Below are 22953 nucleotides of genomic sequence, written 5' to 3'. Positions count from 1 at the left end.
TCGCCTGCTTCGCCAGCAGGCTGGCTCCCACATTGAATCTTTGTTCAGTCATTGAGTTTGTGGTGCACACAAATCAACTGTGGGAGCGAGCCTGCTCGCGAAGAGGCCGGGACAGGCGCTAAATCAGTGTTTCGATCCGCAGCGAGTTAGTCGATCCAGGCTGGCCGAACGGCACACCCGCCGTGATCAGCAGCGTGTCGCCACGCTCGGCCATGCCTTGCGCCTGGGCGATTTCCAGTGCGGTTGAACACACCTCATCAACCTGACGCAGACGATCGTTGACCACCGAATGAATGCCCCACGCCACACTCAAGCGGCGTGCGGTCTGCAGGTTCGGTGTCAGATTGAGGATCGGCGCTTTTGGCCGTTCCCGCGATGCACGCAAACTCGAAGCCCCCGACTCGCTGTAATTGACCAGCACCGCCACCGGCAGCACATTGCTGATGCGACGGATCGCGCAGCTGATTGCATCGGAAACAGTCGCTTCGGCTTTCGGTCGGCTCACGTCGAGCTGAGTCTGATAGTCCGGGCCGTTCTCAACCTGGCGAATGATCTTGCTCATCATCTGCACGGCTTCCAGCGGGTATTCACCAGAGGCGGTTTCCGCCGACAGCATCACCGCGTCAGCACCCTCGGCCACGGCGTTGGCAACGTCGGTCACCTCCGCGCGGGTCGGGGCAGGGGAGAAGCGCATCGACTCGAGCATCTGCGTCGCTACCACCACCGGTTTACCCAGTTCGCGGCAAGTGGTGATGATGTTTTTCTGGATCTGCGGCACGCTCTCGGCCGGTACTTCCACGCCAAGGTCGCCACGGGCCACCATGATCGCGTCGCTCAGCTCGGCGATTTCACGCAGTTGCTCAACGGCTGAAGGCTTCTCGATTTTCGCCATCAAAAAGGCTTTGTCGCCGATCAATTCGCGGGCTTCGATGATGTCCTGCGGACGCTGCACAAACGACAGCGCAACCCAATCCACGCCCAGCTCCAGACCGAAGCTCAGGTCGCGGCGATCCTTGGCGGTCAGCGGGCTGAGGTCGAGCACTGCTTGCGGCACGTTCACCCCTTTGCGGTCCGACAGTTCGCCGCCGTTGAGCACGGTGGTGTCGATCGCATCGTTGTATTTGGTCACTACGCGCAGACGCAGTTTGCCGTCGTCGAGCAGCAGATCCATGCCCGCTTCCAGCGCCGCAATGATCTCCGGGTGCGGCAGGTTTACCCGGCGTTCATCGCCCGGTGTGGCGTCGAGATCAAGACGAAACGCCTGACCGCGATGCAATTGAACCTTGCCGTCAGCAAACTTGCCAACGCGCAGTTTCGGCCCTTGCAGGTCCATCAGGATGCCCAGCGGATAGTTGAGCTGACGCTCGACTTCGCGGATCCATTGATAGCGCTTGGCGTGGTCGGCGTGATCGCCGTGGCTGAAGTTCAGGCGGAAGATATTGACCCCGGCCTCGACCAGTTCACGGATGTCGTCGATGCCATCGACAGCAGGCCCGAGGGTGGCGAGGATTTTGACCTTTTTATCAGGCGTCATGATTTAGAACTCTCGAGAATCAGAATGGCGCGGAAGTCGTTGACGTTGGTGCGGGTCGGCTCGGTGACGATCAGCGCATCGAGCGCCTCGAAATAGCCGTAGCCGTTGTTGTTATCCAGCTCGTCGCTGGCGCTCAAACCGAGGGCGGCGGCGCGGGCGTAGGTGTCCGGGGTCATGATCGCGCCGGCGTTGTCTTCCGAGCCGTCGATGCCGTCGGTGTCACCGGCCAGGGCGTAGACGCCGGGCTGGCCCTTGAGGCTGTCGGTGAGGCTCAGGAGGAATTCGGCGTTACGTCCGCCACGGCCATTGCCGCGTACGGTCACGGTGGTTTCGCCGCCAGAGAGGATCACGCACGGCGCCGCCAATGGCTGACCGTGGTTGATGATCTGGCGGGCGATGCCGGCGTGGACTTTCGCCACTTCACGCGATTCACCTTCGAGGTCGCCCAGGATCAGCGTGCTGAAACCGGCCTGGCGGCATTTCACCGCGGCGGCATCCAGCGACTGCTGAGGGCGGGCGATCAACTGGAAATGACTGCGTGCGAGGCTGGGATCACCCGGTTTGACGGTTTCCGATGCCGGACTTTGCAGCCAGTTGCGCACCGACACTGGGACGTCGATGTTGTAGCGTTTGAGGATCGCCAGCGCTTCGGCCGAAGTGCTCGGGTCGGCCACGGTCGGGCCGGAAGCGATGACCGTGGCGAGGTCGCCCGGTACATCGGAAATCGCGTAGGTGTAGACAGTGGCAGGCCAGCAGGCCTTGCCGAGACGGCCGCCCTTGATCGCCGAGAGGTGCTTGCGCACGCAGTTCATCTCGCCGATGGTCGCGCCGGATTTGAGCAGGGCTTTGTTGATCGCTTGCTTGTCGGCGAGGGTGATGCCTTCGGCCGGCAACGCCAGCAGGGCAGAGCCGCCACCGGAGAGCAGGAAGATCACGCGGTCGTCTTCAGTCAGATTGCTGACCAGTCCGAGCACGCGTTTGGCCACGGCCAGACCGGCAGCGTCAGGCACCGGATGCGCGGCTTCGACCACTTCGATTTTTTCGCACGGGGCGCCGTGGCCGTAACGGGTCACAACCAGGCCAGAGACTTCACCTTCCCAGCAATTCTCGACCACTTGCGCCATGGCAGCGGCGGCTTTGCCGGCACCGATGACGATGACTCGACCGCTACGGTCGGCGGGCAGATGGGCTTCGAGGACTTGCTGCGGATGGGCCGCGTCGATGGCTGTGGCAAACAGCTCGCGCAGCAGTTGTTGCGGATCGACCGACATGGCGGGCTCCCGGAATTCTTGTTATTGGAGATGTCGAGACTTGCACATTCCTTGTAGGAGCAAGGCTTGCCCGCGAAACAGGCACTGCGGTGTTTCTGCTGCACCGAGGTGCTGCAATCGCGGGCAAGCCTTGCTCCTACAAGGGGTGATGCGGTTTGGGGCAAGGCTTATTTTTTGTCGCGGATCGAGAAGTTGGCCATGTGTTCCAGGCCTTTGATCAGCGCCGAGTGGTCCCAGTTGCTGCCACCGATGGCTGCGCAGGTGCTGAACACTTGCTGGGCATTGGCGGTGTTTGGCAGGTTGATGTTCAGCTCCTTGGCGCCTTGCAGGGCCAGGTTCAGGTCCTTCTGGTGCAGGCTGATGCGGAAGCCTGGATCGAAGGTGCCTTTGATCATGCGCTCGCCGTGTACTTCGAGGATCTTCGACGAGGCGAAACCACCCATCAGCGCCTCACGCACCTTGGCTGGATCGGCACCGTTTTTCGAGGCGAACAGCAGCGCTTCAGCGACGGCCTGAATGTTCAGCGCGACGATGATCTGGTTGGCGACTTTGGCGGTTTGACCGTCGCCATTGCCACCGACCAGAGTGATGTTCTTGCCCATGGCCTGGAACAGCGGCAGTGCGCGCTCGAAGGCATCGGCGTCGCCACCGATCATGATGCTCAGGGTCGCGGCTTTGGCGCCGACTTCACCGCCGGATACCGGTGCGTCGAGGTACTGCGCGCCTTTCTCGTTGATCTTCGCGGCGAAGGCTTTGGTGGCGGTCGGCGAGATCGAGCTCATGTCGATGACGATTTTGCCTTTGCTCAGGCCCGCTGCAACGCCGTCGGCGCGGAACAGCACGTCGTCGACCTGTGGGGTATCCGGCACCATGACGATGATGAATTCAGCTTCCTGCGCGACTTCGCGCGGGTTGGCCAGGGCGACGGCACCAGCGGCCACCAGATCGGCAGGCGCGGCGTCGTGGTGTTGCGACAGGAACAGGCTGTGACCGGCTTTCTGCAGGTTCGCCGCCATTGGGTGGCCCATGATGCCGGTGCCGATAAATCCGATTTTAGCCATGAGAAAATCCTCTTGTTTTTGTCTTGCTCAAGCAAATAGGGGAGCTGCTTTTATGTGGGAGCGAGCCTGCTCGCGAATGCGGTGGAACATTCAATATCCGTGTTGACTGAACCACCGCATTCGCGAGCAGGCTCGCTCCCACAAGGGTTTTGCAGTGTTCTTAAATTGCGTTGTGGGTTTTCAACCAGCCGAGGCCTGCTTCGGTGGTGGTCAGCGGCTTGTATTCGCAACCGACCCAACCCTGATAACCGATGCGGTCGAGGTGTTCGAACAGGAAGCGATAGTTGATTTCACCGGTACCTGGTTCGTTGCGCCCCGGGTTATCCGCGAGCTGCACGTGGTTGATCTCGCCCAGGTGCGATTGCAGGGTGCGGGCCAGATCGCCTTCCATGATTTGCATGTGATAGATGTCGTATTGCAGGAACAGATTGGCGCTGCCGACCTGCTCGCGAATCGACAGGGCTTGCGCCGTGTTGTTCAGGTAGAAGCCCGGGATGTCGCGGGTGTTGATCGCTTCCATCACCAGTTTGATACCGACGGCTTGCAACTTCTCGGCGGCGTATTTCAGGTTGGCGACGAAGGTTTTTTCAACGGTGGCATCGTCAACGCCTTGTGGACGGATACCGGCCAGGCAGTTGATCTGGGTGTTGCCCAGCACTTGCGCGTAAGCGATGGCCAGGTCAACACCGGCACGGAACTCTTCAACGCGATCCGGCAGGCACGCGATACCGCGCTCGCCCTTGGCCCAGTCACCGGCCGGCAGGTTGAACAGCACTTGGGTCAGACCGTTGGCGTCGAGCTTGGCCTTGATTTCAGCGGAGCTGAAGTCGTACGGGAACAGGTACTCGACACCGCTGAAACCGGCCTTGGCGGCGGCGTCGAAACGGGCAAGGAAATCCTGTTCGGTGAACAGCATGGACAGGTTGGCTGCGAAACGCGGCATGGTGGTCTCCCGTAAATCTTGTGAGGTTCCCCTTGTGGGAGCGAGCCTGTGTGGCGAGGGGATTTATCCCCGTTCGGCTGCGAAGCAGTCGTGAACCAATTTGCGCGGTGTTCCTGATATTCCGCGGTTTTCGGTTTTGAGGCCGCTTCGCGACCTAACGGGGATAAATCCCCTCGCCACATCAGCTCACTCCTACAGAGGGAGCGGTCAGCAGTTAATCAAGCAGCGAAATCGCCGTTGGCGCATCGTTGCCGACCAGCGCCAGGTCTTCGAACTCGTTGACGGCGTTGATCTCGGTGCCCATGGATATGTTGGTCACACGCTCCAGAATGATCTCGACGATCACCGGTACCTTGAACTCTTCGATCATCTGTTCGGCCTTGCGCAGGGCAGGGGCGATTTCCGATGGTTCGAACACACGCAGTGCCTTACAGCCCAGGCCTTCAGCCACTGCGACGTGGTCAACACCGTAACCGTTGAGTTCCGGCGCGTTGAGGTTATCGAAGGACAGCTGCACGCAGTAGTCCATTTCGAACCCGCGCTGTGCCTGACGGATCAGACCCAGGTACGAGTTGTTCACCACGACGTGGATGTACGGCAGTTTGAACTGAGCGCCGACCGCCAGTTCTTCGATCATGAACTGGAAGTCATAGTCCCCCGACAGGGCCACGACTTTCCGGCTCGGATCGGCCTTGACCACGCCCAGCGCTGCCGGAATGGTCCAGCCCAATGGGCCCGCCTGACCACAGTTGATCCAGTGACGCGGCTTGTAGACGTGCAGGAACTGCGCGCCGGCAATCTGCGACAGACCAATGGTGCTGACGTAGCAGGTGTCCTTGCCGAACACCTGGTTCATTTCTTCGTAAACGCGCTGCGGTTTCACCGGCACGTTGTCGAAGTGGGTCTTGCGATGCAGGCTGGCTTTGCGCTGCTGGCAGTCTTGCAGCCAGGCACTGCGGTTTTTCAGCTTGCCGGCGGCTTGCCATTCACGGGCCACTTCGATGAACACGGTCAGCGCAGCGGCGGCGTCGGAAACGATGCCCAGATCCGGGGTGAACACACGACCGATCTGCGTGCCTTCTATGTCGACGTGAATGAACTTGCGGCCTTCGGTGTAAACGTCAACCGAACCGGTGTGGCGGTTAGCCCAACGGTTACCGATACCCAACACCACGTCGGATTTCAGCATCGTGGCGTTGCCGTAACGGTGCGAAGTCTGCAGACCGACCATGCCGACCATCAACGGGTGATCGTCCGGGATGGTGCCCCAGCCCATCAGGGTCGGGATAACCGGGATGCCGGTCAGCTCAGCGAATTCGACCAGCAGGTCGCTGGCGTCGGCGTTGATGATGCCGCCACCGGCGACCAGCAATGGACGCTCGGCCTGATCAAGCAGAGCCAAAGCCTTTTCGACTTGCACGCGGGTAGCGGTTGGCTTGGCCAGCGGCAGCGGCTGGTAGGCGTCGATGTCGAATTCGATTTCGGCCATCTGCACGTCGAACGGCAGGTCGATCAGCACTGGGCCTGGACGGCCGGAGCGCATTTCGAAGAACGCTTTCTGGAACGCGTAAGGCACTTGGCCCGGCTCCAGAACAGTGGTCGCCCACTTGGTGACTGGCTTGACGATGCTGGTGATGTCAACCGCCTGGAAGTCTTCCTTGTGCATACGGGCGCGGGGTGCCTGGCCGGTAATGCAGAGGATTGGAATCGAGTCGGCCGAGGCGCTGTAGAGCCCGGTGACCATGTCGGTACCGGCTGGGCCGGAAGTGCCGATGCACACGCCGATGTTGCCGGCCTTGGTGCGGGTGTAGCCCTCGGCCATGTGCGAGGCGCCTTCAACGTGGCGAGCAAGGACGTGATCGATGCCACCGACTTTTTGCAAGGCGGAGTACAGCGGGTTGATGGCAGCGCCCGGGATGCCAAAAGCGGTATCAACCCCTTCACGGCGCATCACCAGAACGGCGGCTTCGATTGCTCTCATTTTGCTCATGGTTTTGTGCCTCTTTACGTTTTGTAATTGTATACAAGTGGCTTTGCGCAGAGTGTATTCACGGCGGACGGCGCAGGTCAATCCATTTTCTCAAGCGCCTGTTTCATTCGTCGGAAGCCTGTCTGACTGTGGCTTTTCGTCGCATGTGGCGCTTTTCGAGAATTATTGTATACAAAAAAATAACTCATTGTGTTCTATTTGTTGCATCGGACTGCGGCAGAAAACCGCAGGCCCACGACTTTCCCAATAACAAAATGAGGACGGCACCATGAGCGCTTTAACCTTGAAAGTCGCAGTCAAGCTGGTCAACGAAGCCATCAGCGCCGGGCGGGCAATCTCCGCTGCGCCGCTGACCATTGCGGTACTCGATACCGGCGGCCACCTGATCACCCTGCAACGCGAAGACGGCGCGAGCCTGCTGCGCCCGGATATCGCCATCGGCAAAGCCTGGGGCGCGATTGCCCTGGGTAAAGGCTCGCGCCTGCTGGCGCTGGACGCCCAGCAACGTCCGGCTTTTATTGCTGCGCTGAACAGCATGGGCCAGGGCAGCGTCGTGCCGGCACCGGGCGGTGTGTTGATTCGTGATCAGGCCGGGAATGTGCTGGGAGCGATCGGTATCAGCGGCGATCTGTCGGACATCGATGAACAAGTGGCGATCAAAGCGGTAGAGGCGCTGGAACTGCGCGCGGATGCGGGGGTGGCGGCCTGAGTGGAAATAAATCAGCACGTCTGAAAGCGTGATGATGACGAAGAGGGGTGGGGTCTATAGACTGCCGCCCCTCTCGTTTATGTATCAAGGAAGATCTGCGTGAAGACGCTATTCGCCATGACTCTGGCCACGGCCATGACCCTCTGTACTCCCATCCTGCACGCGACGGAAACACCCGACGCCGAAGAGATCGCGTTCCACGCGCTGAGCCCGGTGGTCTCTGCATTGATCAATGCTGATGATGTAGACGAACTGATGGAGCGGGCCGAGAAGCTCGAAGACACCGATACCCTGCAGGCGATCGCTGTTTACCTGGCAGCCAGCCGTGAAGATCCCAAGCAACTGAAGGCGCCTTATCAGGTCGCTGCGCTGTTTGCCCGCCGTGGCGATGACAAGTTGGCTCTGCGCTTTCTTCAAGAGGCCGATGATCGCGGCTTGTGGTTCGGCCCTTTGCTGGCGGGTGACGAGGATTTCTCCGAGCTGCGCGACACGGCGACCTATAAAACCGTTCTGGCCAATGCTCAGGAGCGCTACAAGAAAATCTCCGTCGGCAAGGTCGGTGCGATTTCGGTCCTCAACCCGTCTGCCAGCATTCCCGCGCCCAAAGCCTGCCGTCCGGTCGTGGTGTGGCTGCACGGTTACGGCATCAACGGTGAGCTTGATGAAAGTGATCAGCCGCTGGCAGACACCGGCGCAATCATTCTCGGCATCAATGGCACGGAAATGATCAATGCCACCAACAGTTTTCGCTGGATCGGCCCGGGTTTCGAAGGCACGCACAAGGTTGTACAGAAAGGCTTGAAAGAGCTGGAAGCGCAGCAATGCATCGACCGCAAACGCGTCTACCTGATGGGCTTCTCTCAAGGTTCGCAACACGCGGGCGCCTTGCTGGCTCAGCATCCGGAGGATTACGCGGGTGCGCTGCTGGTATCCCCCGGCGGCATGCAGCCGACACCGACGGTGAGCAAGGCCCACGGCAAAAGGGTGTTTGTGATCAACGGCAAAAAAGAAGGGCCGGGCAATCAGCAGATGACGGTCGATTTCCGCCAACTGTTCAGTGAAGGCAACGAGGTGAAATCCCGTACCCATGAAGGTGGGCATTTCTACCCGGATGACTGGAAAACTTCTTTTCCGCAAGCGCTGCGCTGGGTGATGGGGGAAGAGGGTTGAGGTTTTATTTGTGAGATCTTGCGGCGCTTGAAGAAAAGTCATCGCGAGCAGGCTCACTCCTACAAGGATTGTGTTCTGACACAAATTGTCTGAGCACCTCAAAGTCACTGTAGGAGTGAGCCTGCTCGCGATAGCGACCTCCCAGACACATCCTGCCAACAGTCCGCCCACACAAGTGAATCCACAGCACTAGCCTTTCATGACCTGATCATGGAGGGCAAAGGAATGCCGGACTCACCCGCTGCACACCGATTGAGGTTCGGACGCTACGCCGAAGCCGGTCGCATTTATCTGCTGACTAGCAACACGTATCAGAGACGCCCAGTCTTCAGGAATTTCAGCTTGGGCAGACTGGTTGTCGATCAATTTCGCAATTCACAGAAGTCCGGCGTGGCGAATTCGCTGGCCTGGGTGGTCATGCCGGATCATTTTCACTGGCTGATCGAGTTGCAACAGGGAACATTGAGTGAGCTGATGCAGAAGACCAAGTCACTGAGTGCCAAAGCCGTAAGGCAGTCTACTGGTGATAGCCACCCTCTCTGGCAGAGAGGTTTTCATGACCGGGCGCTGCGGCGTGAGGAGGATTTAGTTAAGGTGGCTCGGTATGTCGTGGCGAATCCGTTGCGGGCGGGTTTGGTGCAGAAGCTTGGCGACTATCCGTTGTGGGATGCCATTTGGGTTTGAGCTGAAACCGTGGCGCCTCGATCGCGAGCAGGCTCACTCCTACAGGGGGAAACGCATTCCAAATGTAGGAGTGAGCCTGCTCGCGATAGCGTCAGCGCGGTCTTACTGATCCGGCTCGCAGCCTTTGAGTACCAACCGAATAATCGTCTGCGCTGCCGCCTCGTAATCCGCCTCATCCAGCTTCTCCTTCCCTGTCACAGCAGAAATCTGCCAGTCGAAGTCGGCGTAGGTCTGGGTCGCGGCCCAGATGCTGAACATCAGGTGGTTAGGATCGATCGGGGCGATTTGCCCGCGGTCGATCCAGCTCTGGATGCAGTCGATGTTGTGCTTGGCCTGGCCGTTGAGCTGTTCGACCAGGTCGGCGCTCAGGTGCGGGGCGCCGTGCATGATTTCACTGGCGAACACCTTGGAGGCGAAGGGCAGGTCGCGGGAGATGCGTATCTTCGAGCGGATGTAGCCGCTGAGCACTTCGCTCGGCACGCCGTCCGGGTTGAACGGTGTCGAGGCCTGCAGAATCGGCACGATGATACTTTCCAGCACCTCGCGGTAGAGGTTTTCCTTGGACTTGAAGTAGTAGTAAACGTTGGGCTTGGGCAATCCCGCTTTGGCGGCGATGTCGCTGGTTTTGGTCGCAGCGAAGCCCTTGTCGGCAAACTCCTCACTGGCGGCACGCAGGATCAGTTCTTTGTTGCGCTCGCGGATTGTGCTCATAAACCCGGTGGTTCCTTGCCTGTTCTGGCGGTCGTGCATGGTAGCACCGGCCTCGCGCGGCGCTCAAGAATGCACGGCCGGGGCGTTCGTCGCGTCAGTCTGTCGCCCGCCTGAACAAATGCTCCATCCGCCAGGCCCACTGCGGCGGCGCTGCTAGAGTCTAGGCAGCGATCAAGTGCGCGAGGCGGCGACCATGGAAAAACGCAGGCGAGGCAAATTCGTGCTGATGTTTGGCATCGGGCTGTTGCTGGCGCTTGCCCTGTGGTTTTACCTGAGCCAGGGACAACACCGCAGCAAACCCCCGCCGCCTGCCGAACCGGTGGCGGCGGTGGCCGTCACCCTGCAAGACGTGCCGGTGTACATCGATGCCCTCGGCACCGTCACGCCAACCCGAAGCGTGACGGTGATTTCCCAAGTCGACGGGATTCTCGGTTCGGTCGAATTCAAAGAGGGCCAACAGGTGCACAAAGGCCAAGTCATCGCCCGCATTGATGACCGGGCGCTCAAGGCGCAAGTGGCAGTCGCCAAAGGCACGCTGATGCACGATCAGGCGCTGCTGAGTAACGCCGTGCGCGATCTGGCGCGTTATCGCGAGCTGATCAAAGTCGGCTCCACCACCCAGCAAACTGTCGATACCCAAGCCTCGCTGGTTCAACAGTTGCAAGGCACGGTCGCCGCCGATGAGGGCAGCCTGCAGAACCTTGAAGTGCAGCTGAGTTATTGCACCATCACGTCGCCGGTGGACGGTGTGGTCGGCCTGCGTCAGGTCGATCCTGGCAACTACGTGACCACTACCAGTACCACCGGCATTGCCGTGATCACTCAGATAACCCCGGCCACTGTGGTGTTCGCGGTGCCTGAAGATGACTTGGCGGCGATCAATCAAGCTATGGCCAAAGGCACCGTGACGGTGTTGGCCTATGACCGTAACAAACACAACCTGCTGGCGGCCGGCAGCTTGTTGGCGCTGGACAATCAGGTCGACACCAGCACGGGCACGATCAAGGTCAAGGCGCAGTTCGATGACGCGGGCAACGCACTGTTCCCCAATCAATTCGTCAACGCCCGGCTCAAGGCTGACACGCTGAAGCAGATCAGCGTGGTGCCGACCCGGGCGATCCAGCATGGCAGCAAAGGCGATTTCGTCTTTGTTGTGGTCGACCCCGGCAGCAAAGTCAGCCTACGCAACATCAAGACCGGCCCGGCCACCGGCGATGTCACGGCGGTGCTCGACAACGGCGTCAAGCAGGGTGAAAAAGTGGTCACCGAGGGGGCCGACAAACTCGACGATGGTTCTGCGGTGAAAGTCGTCACGCAGTGAGGAGGCGACCAGCATGAACGTTTCGCGCCCCTTCATCGAACGCCCGGTGGCCACCACGTTGCTGATGGTGGCGGTGTTGTTGCTCGGGCTGCTCGGTTATCACTTGCTGTCGGTGTCGGCGCTACCGGAAGTCGATTACCCGACCATTCAGGTGTTCACCCAATATCCGGGCGCAAGTCCCGAGGTCATCAGTTCGTCGATCACCGCACCGCTTGAGCGTCAGCTCGGCGAGATGCCGGGCCTCAAATCGATGAATTCGACCAGTTCCGACGGTGCTTCGGTGGTCACCCTGCAATTCGATTTGTCGCTTTCGCTGGATGTCGCCGAGCAGGAAGTGCAAGCCGCGATCAACGCCGCTGGCACGTTCCTGCCGGCCAACCTGCCGTATCCGCCGGTGTACAGCAAGGTCAACCCGGCCGACGCGCCGGTGCTGACCCTGTCGCTGACCTCCGATGTGTTGCCGCTGACCAAGGTCGAAGACCTCGCCGACACGCGGCTGGCGCAGAAAATCTCGCAGATCACCGGCGTCGGTCTGGTCACCCTCAGCGGCGGCCAGCGTCCGGCAGTCCGGGTCGAGGCCAACACCTCGGCGCTGAACAGTCTCGGTTTATCCCTTGATGACTTGCGCACCTCATTGGGCACGGCCAACGTCAATCAGGCCAAGGGCAATATCGACGGTAAATATCAGGCCTATTCGATTGGCACCAACGACCAGTTGCAGTCGGCCGAGGAATACCGCGACCTGGTGATCGCCTACAAAAATGGCGCGCCGATTCGCTTGTCGCAGATTGCTACCTCCACTCAAGGGCCGGAGAACCCGCGCCAGGCCGCATGGACAAACAGCACGCCATCGATTGTTCTCAATATCCAGCGCCAGCCCGGCGCCAATGTTATTGACGTGGTCGACCGGGTGCAGCAACTGTTGCCCAAACTGCGCGCCAGTCTGCCGGCGACACTGAAGGTCAGCGTGCTCACCGACCGCACCCAGACCATCCGCGCCTCGGTCACCGACGTGCAATACGAATTGGGTGTGGCGGTGTTGCTGGTGGTGATGGTGATTTTCCTGTTCCTGCGCAACATTCCCGCGACGATCATTCCGGCGGTGACCGTGCCGCTGACGCTGGTCGGCACCTTGGCGGTGGCCTACGCACTGGGGTTTTCGCTGAATAACCTGACGCTGATGGCGCTGACCATCGCGATCGGCTTCGTGGTCGACGACGCCATCGTCATGATCGAAAACATCACTCGTTACCTCGAAGCCGGAGACTCGCCGCTGCAAGCCGCGCTCAAAGGGTCGGAACAAATCGGCTTCACCATCATCTCGCTGTCGGTGGCTCTGATCGCGGTGATGATACCGCTGCTGTTCATGGGCGATGTGGTCGGCCGGTTGTTCCGTGAGTTCGCCATGACCGTGGCGGTGACCATCGTCATCTCGGCGCTGATCACCCTGACGCTGACGCCGATGATGTGTTCGCGACTGCTCAAGGACAAACACGAGGAGCGCCGGGTCGATTTTTTTGACCGGATCAATGGTTATTACGTCAAAGGCCTCGATTGGGTGCTGCTGCACCGTGGGCTGACGCTGATCTCTGTGGTGTGTACCGGGTTGCTGACGTTGCTGATTATCGTGGTGATGCCCAAGGGCTTTTTCCCCGAACAGGACACTGGGCTGATTCAAGGGATTTCCCAGGCGTCGCCGACTATTTCCTTCCAGCAGATGCAGATTGAGCAACAGAGGCTGGCAGCGCGGATCTTGAAGGATCCGGCGGTGGCGAGCCTGTCGTCCTTCGTCGGCATCGACCAGACCAACCCGACGATCAATCAGGGCAACCTGCTGATCAACCTCAAGCCGCACGGCGATCGCGACAGCAGCGCGGCGGTGATTCGGCGGCTTGCGGATGCCAACGCCGACGACGCCGGGATTCGCCTGTACCTGCACAGCGTGCAGGATCTGACTCTCGACGCCACGGTGTCGACCACCAGTTATCGTCTGGGGCTACAGGCCACCGATCCGGATGTGCTGGAGCAGTGGACGGCTAAACTGCTGGCAGCGATCAAGCACGATCCGATGTTTACCGACGTGCAAAGTCAGGCGATGCAGTTCGGTAACCAGATCCAGCTCAATGTCGACCGCGCCACCGCTTCGCGCCTGGGCATTACTCCGCAAGCCATCGACGATGTGTTGTACGACGCGTTTGGTCAGCGGCAGGTGTCGACGATATATACCCAGCTCAACCAGTATCACGTGGTGATCGCCACCGACCATCCGCCACGTAATCTCACCGATCTGTTGACCGGGTTGTACGTCGACATTCCCGGCGGCGGAGTGGCTCCGCTGTCGAGCATGGCCACCCTTCAGGTGATTCGCGCGCCAGCGACGATCAACCGTCTCGGTCAGTTTCCGTACGCCGATGTCTCGTTCAACCTCGCCCCCGGGCAGACGCTCGGCGCGGCGGTGACGAGACTCAAGCAGATCGAAACCCAGGCCGGCCTGCCACAGTCGGTGCAGGCAAATCTGGAAGGCGCAGCGGCGACGTTCGAGGCGTCACTGTCCAACCAGGTGTTTCTGGTACTGGCGGCGATCATCGTGGTGTACCTGATGCTGGGCATTCTCTACGAAAGTTTTGTGCACCCGGTGACGATTCTGTCGACGTTGCTATCAGCCGCGCTTGGAGCGTTGCTGGCGCTGCTGATCACCGGTACGCAGTTCGACATCATCGGCTTGATCGGCATCGTGCTGTTGATCGGCATCGTCATGAAGAACGGCATCATGATGGTCGACTTCGCGCTGGAACTGGAGCGGGAGGGTGGGCTGGATCCCGTCGCGGCGATTCGTCAGGCCGCCGAGCTACGTTTCCGACCGATCCTGATGACCAGCATGGCCTCGCTGTTTGGCGCGGTGCCGCTGGCGCTGGGCACCGGGATCGGCTCGGAACTGCGCCATCCGCTGGGGATTGCGATCATTGGCGGGCTGTTGTTGAGCCAGTTGCTGACGCTGTTTTCGACGCCAGTGATTTTCCTCGCCATGCACGGTCTGGAGCAGCGTTTCAGTCGGCGCCGGCCGATGGCCGAGGCGTATCGCGATGAACCTTAGCGCGCCGTTTATCCAGCGACCGATCGCCACCACTTTATTGGCGGTAGGGTTGGCGCTGTTCGGTGTGTTGGCGTTCAATCTGCTGCCAGTGGCGCCGCTGCCCGAGGTCGATTTTCCGACCATCAGTGTGCGTGCCTCGTTGCCGGGTGCTGATCCGAGCACGGTTGCCTCATCGGTGGCGACGCCACTCGAACGCCAGTTCGGGCAGATCGCCGGGGTCACCGAAATGACCTCGGCGAGTTCGCTGGGGGCGACGCGCATCACTCTGCAATTTGACCTCAACCGTGACATCGATGGTGCCGCTCGGGATGTACAGGCAGCAATCAACGCGGCACGCAGCAACCTGCCCAGCGACTTGTCCGGCAACCCGACCTACCGCAAGGTCAACCCGGCCGATTCGCCGATCCTCATCCTCAGCCTGACTTCTGACAGCGCCACTCGCGGCCAAATGTATGACGTTGCCTCGACGCTGCTGGAGCAACGCTTGTTGCAGACCACCGGCGTCGGCGACGTCACCGTGGGCGGCGCCTCTTTGCCGGCGGTGCGCATTGAGCTCAATCCGGATCGACTCAACCGCTATGGCGTCAGCCTGGAGCAAGTGCGCCAGGTGATTCAGGCCGCCAACGTCAACCTGCCCAAGGGCACACTGGCGCTGGGTGACCAATCCTACGGCCTGAAGGCCAACGACATGCTCTATCAGGGCGCTGACTACGCGCCGTTGGTGGTCAAACAGCGCAATGGCGATCTGGTGCGTATCGCCGATTTGGGCGATGTCAGCGAAGACGTCGAAGACCTGCGCAACTTCGGCTTGTCGAATGGCAAACCGGCGGTGTTGCTGGTGGTGTTCAAACAGCCCGGGGCCAATGTCATCGACACCGTGGATGCGGTGAAGGCTGACCTGCCGTTTCTGCAAAGCTCGATTCCGTCGGCGATCAAGATCAATGTCCTGATGGATCGCACCAGCACCATTCGCGCGTCATTGCGAGACGTCGAACTGACGTTGCTGATTTCGATTGTGCTGGTGACGCTGGTGACCTTCGCGTTTTTCCGCGACTGGCGCAGTACGCTGATCCCGGCCATTGTCGTACCGCTGTCGCTGCTCGGCACTTTTGGCGCGATGTACTTTCTCGGCTACAGCCTGAACAACTTGTCGCTGATGGCACTGACCATCTCCACCGGGTTTGTGGTGGACGACGCCATCGTCGTGGTCGAGAACATCATGCGTCATCTGGAGAAGGGCGAGAGCCGCGTGCAAGCCGCGTTGGCCGGGTCGCGCGAAGTGGGTTTCACTGTGATGACCATCAGTGTTTCGCTGGTGGCGGTGTTCATTCCGTTGTTGCTGATGGGCGGGATTGTCGGACGACTGTTCCGCGAATTCTCGATTTCGCTGTCGGTGGCCATCGTGATTTCCATGGTGGTGTCGCTGACGGTGACACCGATGCTCGCCAGTGTGTTGCTGCGCACGAAGGAACAGAGCAGCAGCAATCAGCCCGACTCGCGTTTTCACCGCTTCTACGACCGCACATTGGGCTGGGTCATCGAGCATTCGTTGTTGATGGGGTTGCTGACCCTGCTGGTGATTGTGCTGGCTTGTGGGCTGTATGTGCTGGTACCCAAGGGCTTCTTTCCGCAGGAAGACACCGGGCGCATGTCCGGTAGCATCATCGCTGCGCAAAGCATTTCCTTCGGGGCGATTCAGGCGAACTTCAGCGAGATCAACCAGAAGGTCTTGGGTAACCCGAATGTCGCCACGGTCGGTGGTTTTGTCGGCGGTGGCGGTGGCATCGGCGGTGCAGTGAACAGTGCGCAGTTGTTCATCACCCTCAAGGCGCTGGCCGATCGCAAAGACAGCGCCGATCAGGTCATCGCGCAGATCCGCCATACGCTGGGCGACATGCCGGGCACGCGGCTGTATCTGCAATCGGCTCAGGACATCACCGTCGGCGGGCGGCAGAGCGGGGCGCAATATCAGTACACGATGACGGCCGATGATCAGAGCACCCTCGATGAGTGGGTGCCCAAAGTGGTGGCGGCGCTGCATGCCTTGCCGCAACTGACAGACATCAACACCGATCAGCAGGACAACAGTCTGATGGCCAGCGTGTCCGTTAATCGCGATGCTGCCGCGCGTCTGGGCGTGAGCATGTCGGCGATTGATCAGACGCTGTATGACGCCTTCGGCCAGCGTCAGGTGTCGACGATTTATCGATCCGCCAACCAGTATCACGTGGTGATGGAAGTGGCGCCGCCGTATTGGTCTGACCCGGCGACATTGAAAAACGTCTACGTGCCGGTGGGCAATACGGCTGTCAGCGTCAAGGGCGCAGCGACGGCGCCCAATCTCAGTGCCACGGCTGCGCAAAACCTGGTGCCGCTGTCGGCGGTGGCGGAGTATTCGGTCGCACGCACAGCGATTTCCATCAGCCATCAAGGCACTTTTCCCGCCGTGACGGCCTCGTTCAATCTCTCGCCTGGCGTGTCCATCGGACAGGCCACCGCGCTGGTGGACAACGCCGTAAAACAACTGCGCATGCCGGCCAGTGTGGTGGGGCAGTTTGCCGGGACGGCGCAGGTGTTCCAGACCTCGGTCGCCAGTGAGCCGTTGTTGATCGTCGCCGCGCTGCTCTCGGTATATGTCGTGCTCGGCATGCTTTACGAAAGCCTGGTACATCCATTGACGATTCTTTCGACCTTGCCGTCGGCTGGTGTCGGCGCGTTGATCGCCTTGCTGCTGACGGGCACCGAACTGTCGATCATCGCGCTGGTGGGGGTGATTCTGCTGATCGGGATCGTCAAGAAGAACGCGATCATGATGATCGACTTCGCCATCACCGAACGCCGCGAGTCAGGCTTGAGCGCCAAGGACGCAATTCGCCGCGCCTGTATGATTCGTTTTCGGCCGATCATGATGACCACGCTGGCGGCGATCCTCGGTGCGCTGCCCTTGGTGCTCGGCAGTGGCTACGGCTCGGAACTGCGCCGACCGCTGGGGATTTCGATTATTGGCGGGTTGTTGTTCAGCCAGTTATTGACGCTGTACACCACGCCGGTGATCTACCTTTGGCTCGATCGGGCGTCGCAGCGCCTGCGCAGGAGATCCTCATGAAATATCGCAAATCCCCTGCAGGAGCGAGCCTGCTCGCGAAGGCGTTGGATCATTCAACATTCATGTCGGCTGTAAAACCGCTTTCGCGAGCAGGCTCGCTCCCACTTTTAATGGGGGTATTCCTGTTATTGAGCGGTTGCATGGTCGGGCCGGATTATCAAAAACCGGCGACTGAACTGCCGACTTCGTTCAAGGAGGGCGCGCAGTGGCAGCGTGCTGTGTCCAATCCGCAAGGTGCGCTGGACAGCCAGTGGTGGCGGGCTTATCAGGACCCAGTGCTGAATGATCTGGTTGAGCGCTCGGCCAAGGCCAATCAATCGATCATCGCCGCCGAGGCTGCGTATCGCTTGGCGCAGGCGCAAGTGGCATCCAGTCGCGCCGGGTTGTGGCCAACCGTGGGCGTGGGGTTGTCCGGTGCGCGCGGGGTTGGCGGCGGGGCCAGCGGCAGCACCACCAGCGGCCTGACCGGCAGCGGAGGCGGCAGCGTTGAGCAAACCGTCAGCGCCACCCTCAGCGCCAGTTGGGAGCCGGATTTGTGGGGGCAGGTACGACGCGGCATCGAGTCGAGCCAAGCCTCGCTGCAATCGTCTGATGCTTTGCTCGCCGGCGTGCGCCTGTCCATCGGTGCCAGCGTGGCGACCAACTATCTGGGATTGCGGCAGCTGGATATCGACATCGACCTGTTGCAGCGCCAACAGACGATCAATCAACAATTGCTGACGATGATTCAAGCGCAAACGGTGCAGGGCACCGCGACCAACGATCAGTTGCTGGTGGCGCAGGATCAATTGAGCACGGTGATTAGTGCCCTGCAAACGGCCCAACGCTCACGCGAGCAGGCTGAACATGCGCTGGCGGTGTTGGTGGGGCTGGCGCCTGCGCAGTTCAATCTGCCCAAGGCCGGTGACTATCGTTTTGTCATGCCGCTGCCGCCACCGGTTGTGCCGTCGAGTCTGTTGCTACGCCGCCCGGACGTAGTGTCCGCCGAGCGTTTGGCGGCCGCCGCGAACGCGAGAATCGGGGTTGCCGAGGCGGCGTTCTTCCCGACCTTGAGCCTGACCGCCGAAGGCGGTTTTCGCGGTACGGCGCTGGGCGGTCTGTTTTCAGTACCCAATCGTATCTGGACGCTCGGTCCGGCGTTGGCCGAAACAATCTTCGACGGTGGCGCTCGCGCGGCGGCCAAGCAGGAGGTCGAAGCCACTTACGATCAGGATGTCGCCAATTATCGTGGCACAGTGTTGGGCGCGTTGCAGAACGTCGAGGACAATTTGTCGGCGATCAATCACCTGCACATTCAAGAGCAGGCATACGCGCAGATGTTCCAGCGCAACCAGCGATTGTTTGGCAGCCAGGAAGCTCAATTGCGGGCGGGAACGGTCAGCCAACAAGCCGTACTCACTCAACAGTTAGTGTTGCTGCAAGCTGAGCAAAACCTGCGTGACACGCAAGGATTGCTCAGTCAGGGCAGTGTGGCGTTGTTTCAAAGCCTGGGCGGTGGCTGGCAGGCGCCTTGACTGTCTCGCCTGTGAGCGGCCCGCACGGTATGCTGCGCGCACTTTTTTACGTAGGAAGCCTGACCCATGGCAGGAAGCAGTTTGCTGGTGCTGATCGATGACATCGCCACCGTTCTGGATGACGTTGCATTGATGACCAAAATGGCCGCCAAGAAGACCGCCGGGGTGCTGGGCGATGATCTGGCGCTCAACGCCCAGCAAGTCTCCGGCGTACGTGCCGAGCGGGAAATTCCCGTGGTCTGGGCGGTGGCCAAGGGCTCGTTCGTCAACAAACTGATCCTGGTGCCGTCGGCGTTGGCGATCAGTGCGTTCGTACCGTGGCTGGTGACGCCGTTGCTGATGGTTGGCGGTGCCTACCTGTGTTTCGAAGGTTTCGAGAAGCTCGCGCACAAGTTTTTGCACAGCGAAGCTGAAGACGAGGCCGGGCATGCGCAATTGACAGAAGCCGTGGCCGACCCGGCGACCGATCTGGTGGCGTATGAAAAGGACAAGATCAAAGGCGCTATCCGCACCGACTTTATTCTGTCGGCGGAAATCATCGCCATCACATTGGGCACCGTGGCAGACGCTTCGCTGACTCAGCAAGTGATCGTGATGTCGGGTATCGCCATCGTCATGACCGTGGGTGTTTACGGTCTGGTGGCGGGCATCGTCAAACTCGACGACCTCGGCCTGTGGCTGACCCAGAAGCCTGGGCAGTTTGCGAAAAAAATCGGCAGCGGCATTTTGAGCGCGGCGCCGTACATGATGAAAACCCTGTCGGTGGTGGGTACGGCGGCGATGTTCCTGGTCGGTGGCGGCATCCTGACTCACGGCGTGCCGGTGGTGCATCACTGGATCGAAGGTGTTGGCGCGGCGGCCGGTTCTGCTGGGTTTGCGGTGCCGCTGTTGCTCAACGGTGTCGCGGGGATCATCGCTGGTGCGGTGGTGCTGGCGGTGGTTTCCGTCGTTGGCAAAATCTGGCGCGCCATCAAAGGCTAAACACATCAGCCTTCTTGTAGGAGCAAAGCTTGCTCGCGAAAGCATTGTGTCAGTTCATATTGACTTCACTGACACACCGCTTTCGCGAGCAAGCTTTGCTCCTACAATTTGATCTTTGTCGTGTCATGAAAAAGGGCCATTCGACTCGCATCGAATGGCCCTTTTTTGTGTCTGCCGAAAACTATTCGGCGATCTGCAACTTGCGGGCTTCGGTGTACACGTAACGCACTTTCTCGTATTCGAACGGCGAGTTCATCTGGCCGTAGCGGAAGCTGGTCTGGTAGCGCTTGTCGACGGCGCGCAGGGCCCAGATTTCCGGATGGTCAGAGCTGACCTCCGAGACATTGAGGAAGTTGATTGCCGATTCGGCTGTGTAATCCACGGCCAGGCCAGCGGTGTCACGAATGTTCGACGGGCCGAGGATCGGCAGCACGAAGTAGGCACCGCCCGGTACGCCATAGAAACCCAGTGTCTGGCCGAAGTCTTCGCTCTGACGCGGCAGGCCCATGGCCGTCGCCGGATCCCACAGGCCGCCGATGCCGATGGTGGTGTTGAACAACAGACGTGCAGTGGTTTCCATCGAACGCTGGCCCTTGAACTGCAGCAAGCTGTTGATCAGGTTCGGCACGTCACCGAGGTTGTTGAAGAAGTTGCTCACGCCCGTACGCACGAAGCTCGGCGTGACGTAGCGATAACCATCGACCACCGGCAGGAACACCCATTGGTCGAAGCGGTAGTTGAAGTGGTAGACGCGACGGTTCCACTCCTCCAGCGGGTCGTAGACGTTCAGTGCGTTGAGCGTCGAACGTTCGAATTCACGCTGGTCGAGCCCCGGGTTGAACTTGAGTTTGGACAGCGGTTCCTTGAAACCGTCATTGTCGACCACCACCGGAGCGTTGGCTTTACTGTTGTCGGCCTGGGCCACGCCTGCGCAGAGGAGCGCTGCAATCAGCAGGAGATATTTAGCCACGGAAGAACTCCAGCATGGCGTCGCTGTTGACGCGATAGTTAATGTTGCCGCAATGGCCGCCGTAAGGATAAACGGTCAGGCGATCACCAAACGTCTTGCGCAGGAAACCGAGGTCACCCGGGCCGAGGATCACGTCGTCGGCGTTGTGCATTACCGCGATTTTCGGGCTGTCGTGCAGGTAGTCCTTGAGTGCGTACAGGCTGGCCTGATCGATCAGTTGCAGCAGGCTGCCGCCATCAGTGCGCGCGCGCCACATCGGAATCACCTGATCGGTCAGGTAGCAATCGAAGTCGCATTGCAGCGCACGTTTGAGGAACGGCGTGAGGCTGGTGCCTTCGGTGATCGGAAATTTCGGTGGAGTAATCAGGCCGCGACGGTTGATCAAGTCCGAGGTAAAGGCGATGTCCGCTGCCGAGAAGCGGAACGAGGTGCCGATCAGCATCGCCATCTGCTCGTTGGTCAAATGCTGCTTGGACTGCTGGAAGTCATACAGCAGGGCATCGTTGAGGTCGATGTAACCTTTCTGCTGGAAGTAGCGGGTCAACTTGTTGAGCACCAATTCGTAGAACGTGGTGCTGTTGTTGATGCCTTTGACTTCAGTCTGCACCAGTTTGTCGAGGTTGCTGATCGACGTGTAGAGATTGACTGGCGGGTTGAGCAGCAGGACTTTCTTGAAGTTGAAGCTGCGACGGGTTTCATCCAGATGCGCGACGAACGCGGCATCCAGGGCGCCGAGGCTGTAACCGGTCAGGTAGTACTCGGTGACCGGCAGTTTCGGGTTCTGTGCCCGCACCGCCTGCATCACCCGGTACATGTCTTCGGCGTCTTCCTTGGTCACGCCTGGGGTGGCGAAGCGTGAGGCGGCGCTGATGAAGTCGAAACTGGTCGGCGACGACAGTTGCACGACGTGGTAACCGGCTTTGTAGTAAAGCTTTTTCAAGTATTCGTTGAGCGTGCTGTCATAGCGCGCGCCGGTGCCGGCGATCAGGAAGATCAGCGGTGCGGGCTTGTCCTGTTCGGCGATGCGGTAGGTGAGTTTTTTCACTGCCCAGAAGTTGTCCGGCAGGATGAACGCACGCTCCGGGCGCAGTGTGAGGCTGCGATCCGACTGATTGATGTCGTCGTCCAGCGGCAACTCGGGACGCAAGTCCGGCGGCGTCGTGGCGATGGTCGCCTCGAACGGGTTGGTGAGGGGGTAGCCATAACTGGCGGCGTCGATATCCACCGCCAGTGCGGACGCACTCGAAATAAGGCCGCAGAACAGCGCGGCGAAGCGCAAGGAACGGAGCATGACTAGATCCCTTAGAGGAAGGTGCCGAATGAAGTTCGCAGGCTATGACCACCGGGGTTGCGCCAAAGTGCCATGCCTCGGCACCAAACAGGCTGAATTCGGAGTAATAGTAGCTGGACGATACACTTTGCACCCACAGAATGAACAGTTAACTGTTGTTAGCGCTTGCACACGGCTGGGGGCAGATTAAGCTGGCCGCCGATTTCCGAAGATTGGAGTGTTTCATGTCCCGCCGCTTGCCCGTGATACTGCTGCTCATTTTATTGCCGCTGTGGCTGGCTGCCAGTTATGGCGCGCGTTATGGCTTTATGGAAGACGGCAAGTGGGTCGGCATCTGCGTGGATGAGGCCAGCCGCTGGGAATGCCAGTTGCGCGCCAACCTTGGGCTGATGATTCACTTCAAGGTGCTGGGCTGGACGGCGCTGGGTGCCGCACTGATCGGCTTTGTCTTGCCCGGGCGGGCGGGGTGGTGGATGGCGGTGTTGGCGCTGGTGTTCGGGGTACCGGCATTGGCGTTGTACAACACGACGTTGGCGGTGTTTGCGTTGGTGATTGCCGGGTTGCGTTTGGTCAGAGCTACCCGTAACGCCTGATAATCTGTCT

At 60.0% G+C, this 22953-nt stretch carries 17 protein-coding genes; 9 read left to right on the top strand and 8 right to left on the bottom strand.

Going from position 1 to position 22953, the window contains the following annotated elements; genetic code table 11:
• Positions 1-118: 118 nt before the first annotated feature.
• The 5 genes from pyk to gcl form a co-directional block, all read right to left on the bottom strand.
• Positions 119-1534 (bottom strand): pyruvate kinase, encoded by a 1416-nt coding sequence (gene pyk, locus JFT81_RS11545; protein WP_201227409.1) that lies wholly within the window; start codon positions 1532-1534, stop codon positions 119-121.
• The gene (locus JFT81_RS11540; RefSeq protein ID WP_201227408.1) at positions 1531-2805 is read right to left on the bottom strand and encodes a glycerate kinase; all 1275 of its coding nucleotides are present in this window, start codon (positions 2803-2805) and stop codon (positions 1531-1533) included. The genes pyk and JFT81_RS11540 overlap by 4 nt, the downstream gene beginning before the upstream one ends.
• 167 nt (positions 2806-2972) lie before the next feature.
• Positions 2973-3866 (bottom strand): 2-hydroxy-3-oxopropionate reductase, encoded by an 894-nt coding sequence (locus JFT81_RS11535; RefSeq protein WP_201227407.1) that lies wholly within the window; start codon positions 3864-3866, stop codon positions 2973-2975.
• 160 nt (positions 3867-4026) lie between these two features.
• On the bottom strand, positions 4027-4809 hold the full coding sequence (hyi, locus tag JFT81_RS11530) for a hydroxypyruvate isomerase (RefSeq protein ID WP_201227406.1): 783 nt from the start codon (positions 4807-4809) through the stop codon (positions 4027-4029).
• 214 nt (positions 4810-5023) lie between these two features.
• Positions 5024-6799, bottom strand: coding sequence for a glyoxylate carboligase (gene gcl / locus JFT81_RS11525; RefSeq protein ID WP_007919935.1), 1776 nt, complete (start codon positions 6797-6799; stop codon positions 5024-5026).
• A 268-nt stretch (positions 6800-7067) separates the two neighbouring features.
• Between gcl and JFT81_RS11520 the strand changes: the two genes are divergently transcribed.
• From JFT81_RS11520 to JFT81_RS11510, 3 genes are all read left to right on the top strand, one after another.
• Complete coding sequence (locus tag JFT81_RS11520) at positions 7068-7508, top strand: heme-binding protein (protein WP_201227405.1); 441 nt, start codon at positions 7068-7070, stop codon at positions 7506-7508.
• A 99-nt stretch (positions 7509-7607) separates the two neighbouring features.
• The gene (locus JFT81_RS11515; RefSeq protein ID WP_201227404.1) at positions 7608-8678 is read left to right on the top strand and encodes a hypothetical protein; all 1071 of its coding nucleotides are present in this window, start codon (positions 7608-7610) and stop codon (positions 8676-8678) included.
• Between the two features lie 225 nt (positions 8679-8903).
• Positions 8904-9362: a transposase gene (locus tag JFT81_RS11510; RefSeq protein WP_201227403.1), complete on the top strand. Its 459-nt coding sequence runs from the start codon at positions 8904-8906 to the stop codon at positions 9360-9362.
• A 102-nt stretch (positions 9363-9464) separates the two neighbouring features.
• Here the strand turns inward: JFT81_RS11510 and JFT81_RS11505 are convergent, their stop codons facing one another.
• On the bottom strand, positions 9465-10073 hold the full coding sequence (locus tag JFT81_RS11505; protein WP_053118469.1) for a TetR/AcrR family transcriptional regulator: 609 nt from the start codon (positions 10071-10073) through the stop codon (positions 9465-9467).
• 193 nt (positions 10074-10266) lie between these two features.
• Between JFT81_RS11505 and JFT81_RS11500 the strand changes: the two genes are divergently transcribed.
• From JFT81_RS11500 to JFT81_RS11480, 5 genes are all read left to right on the top strand, one after another.
• Positions 10267-11394, top strand: coding sequence for an efflux RND transporter periplasmic adaptor subunit (locus JFT81_RS11500; RefSeq protein WP_201227402.1), 1128 nt, complete (start codon positions 10267-10269; stop codon positions 11392-11394).
• A gap of 13 nt (positions 11395-11407) precedes the next feature.
• Positions 11408-14488 carry an efflux RND transporter permease subunit gene (locus tag JFT81_RS11495; RefSeq protein ID WP_201227401.1) on the top strand — a complete coding sequence of 1027 codons (3081 nt, stop codon included), beginning with the start codon at positions 11408-11410 and terminating at the stop codon, positions 14486-14488.
• On the top strand, positions 14478-17594 hold the full coding sequence (locus JFT81_RS11490) for an efflux RND transporter permease subunit (RefSeq protein ID WP_201227400.1): 3117 nt from the start codon (positions 14478-14480) through the stop codon (positions 17592-17594). Before JFT81_RS11495 ends, JFT81_RS11490 begins: the two co-directional genes overlap by 11 nt.
• A 62-nt stretch (positions 17595-17656) precedes the next feature.
• Entirely contained in the window at positions 17657-19108 is a 1452-nt protein-coding gene (locus tag JFT81_RS11485; RefSeq protein WP_277952783.1) for an efflux transporter outer membrane subunit, read from the top strand.
• Between the two features lie 66 nt (positions 19109-19174).
• Positions 19175-20089 (top strand): DUF808 domain-containing protein, encoded by a 915-nt coding sequence (locus tag JFT81_RS11480; protein ID WP_201227398.1) that lies wholly within the window; start codon positions 19175-19177, stop codon positions 20087-20089.
• Between the two features lie 181 nt (positions 20090-20270).
• Here JFT81_RS11480 and JFT81_RS11475 read toward each other — a convergent pair whose 3' ends face one another.
• A complete protein-coding gene (locus JFT81_RS11475) occupies positions 20271-21059 on the bottom strand; it encodes a VacJ family lipoprotein (protein WP_201227397.1) in 789 nt (262 codons plus the stop codon).
• Complete coding sequence (locus JFT81_RS11470; protein WP_201227396.1) at positions 21052-22350, bottom strand: serine/threonine protein kinase; 1299 nt, start codon at positions 22348-22350, stop codon at positions 21052-21054. The genes JFT81_RS11475 and JFT81_RS11470 overlap by 8 nt, the downstream gene beginning before the upstream one ends.
• 224 nt (positions 22351-22574) lie before the next feature.
• Here JFT81_RS11470 and JFT81_RS11465 point away from each other — a divergent pair, with 224 nt between their 5' ends.
• Positions 22575-22943, top strand: a complete 369-nt coding sequence (locus JFT81_RS11465; RefSeq protein WP_201227395.1) for a hypothetical protein — start codon at positions 22575-22577, stop codon at positions 22941-22943.
• The last annotated feature ends 10 nt before the right edge of the window (positions 22944-22953 follow it).

It is taken from the genome of Pseudomonas sp. TH43, assembly GCF_016650635.1.
Taxonomy (GTDB): domain Bacteria; phylum Pseudomonadota; class Gammaproteobacteria; order Pseudomonadales; family Pseudomonadaceae; genus Aquipseudomonas.
The sequence above is the reverse complement of the archived record's forward strand: the minus strand, read 5'-3'. Positions and strand labels throughout refer to the sequence as shown.

Excerpts from the sequence above, each read along its gene's own strand:
- pyk (WP_201227409.1), bottom strand. The coding sequence starts at position 1,534 with ATGACGCCTGATAAAAAGGTCAAAATCCTCGCCACCCTCGGGCCTGCT.
- JFT81_RS11540 (WP_201227408.1), bottom strand. The coding sequence starts at position 2,805 with ATGTCGGTCGATCCGCAACAACTGCTGCGCGAGCTGTTTGCCACAGCC.
- JFT81_RS11535 (WP_201227407.1), bottom strand. The coding sequence starts at position 3,866 with ATGGCTAAAATCGGATTTATCGGCACCGGCATCATGGGCCACCCAATG.
- hyi (WP_201227406.1), bottom strand. The coding sequence starts at position 4,809 with ATGCCGCGTTTCGCAGCCAACCTGTCCATGCTGTTCACCGAACAGGAT.
- gcl (WP_007919935.1), bottom strand. The coding sequence starts at position 6,799 with ATGAGCAAAATGAGAGCAATCGAAGCCGCCGTTCTGGTGATGCGCCGT.
- JFT81_RS11520 (WP_201227405.1), top strand. The coding sequence starts at position 7,068 with ATGAGCGCTTTAACCTTGAAAGTCGCAGTCAAGCTGGTCAACGAAGCC.
- JFT81_RS11510 (WP_201227403.1), top strand. The coding sequence starts at position 8,904 with ATGCCGGACTCACCCGCTGCACACCGATTGAGGTTCGGACGCTACGCC.
- JFT81_RS11505 (WP_053118469.1), bottom strand. The coding sequence starts at position 10,073 with ATGAGCACAATCCGCGAGCGCAACAAAGAACTGATCCTGCGTGCCGCC.
- JFT81_RS11500 (WP_201227402.1), top strand. The coding sequence starts at position 10,267 with ATGGAAAAACGCAGGCGAGGCAAATTCGTGCTGATGTTTGGCATCGGG.
- JFT81_RS11495 (WP_201227401.1), top strand. The coding sequence starts at position 11,408 with ATGAACGTTTCGCGCCCCTTCATCGAACGCCCGGTGGCCACCACGTTG.
- JFT81_RS11490 (WP_201227400.1), top strand. The coding sequence starts at position 14,478 with ATGAACCTTAGCGCGCCGTTTATCCAGCGACCGATCGCCACCACTTTA.
- JFT81_RS11485 (WP_277952783.1), top strand. The coding sequence starts at position 17,657 with ATGTCGGCTGTAAAACCGCTTTCGCGAGCAGGCTCGCTCCCACTTTTA.
- JFT81_RS11480 (WP_201227398.1), top strand. The coding sequence starts at position 19,175 with ATGGCAGGAAGCAGTTTGCTGGTGCTGATCGATGACATCGCCACCGTT.
- JFT81_RS11470 (WP_201227396.1), bottom strand. The coding sequence starts at position 22,350 with ATGCTCCGTTCCTTGCGCTTCGCCGCGCTGTTCTGCGGCCTTATTTCG.
- JFT81_RS11465 (WP_201227395.1), top strand. The coding sequence starts at position 22,575 with ATGTCCCGCCGCTTGCCCGTGATACTGCTGCTCATTTTATTGCCGCTG.